The following is a 539-nucleotide window of genomic DNA, read 5'->3' as shown; positions in this document are numbered from 1 at the left end:
TAACTATGAAGAAATATAATTTAGCTTTTAAATATAGAATATATCCTAATGAAACTCAAGTTAATACAATCAATGCAACTTTTGGCTGTACTAGGCTTGTGTACAATAGATTTTTAGCTCAGAGAAAAGAACTCTATGAATCTGAGAAGAAATCGCTAACGTACAATACTCAAGCGAAAGAATTGCCGCTACTTAAAAATGAATTACTATTTTTGAAAGAGATAGATTCAATAGCATTACAACAATCTCTTAAAAACTTAGATGCAGCATATAAGAACTTTTTTCAGAAAAGAGCTGATTTTCCCAAATTCAAATCTAAAAAATCTGGTAGAAAATCATATAACACTGTTTCTACAAATGGAAATATTAGAATTGAAGATAACTCTATAAAGCTTCCTAAGTTAGGATTAGTTAGAATTAAACTTCATAGAGCGATACCTCAAAATTATGTAATCAAATCAGCCACTATTAGCCAAGAGCCTAATGGGGCTTTTTACGTTTCTGTACTCACAGAATTCGTGGCAGATATAGTTCCTGTA

General features: G+C 30.4%; 1 protein-coding gene. It reads left to right on the top strand.

Translation table 11 applies throughout. The features are described from left to right. Positions 1 to 539 (top strand): RNA-guided endonuclease TnpB family protein (locus tag L988_RS11895; RefSeq protein WP_156111966.1); only part of this gene is annotated, 539 nt, incomplete at both ends.

Origin of the sequence: Cetobacterium sp. ZWU0022 (genome assembly GCF_000800875.1) — a bacterium.
Taxonomy (GTDB): Bacteria; Fusobacteriota; Fusobacteriia; order Fusobacteriales; family Fusobacteriaceae; genus Cetobacterium_A.
Note: the sequence above shows the minus strand (reverse complement) of the source record. Positions and strands in the feature narration are given on the sequence as shown.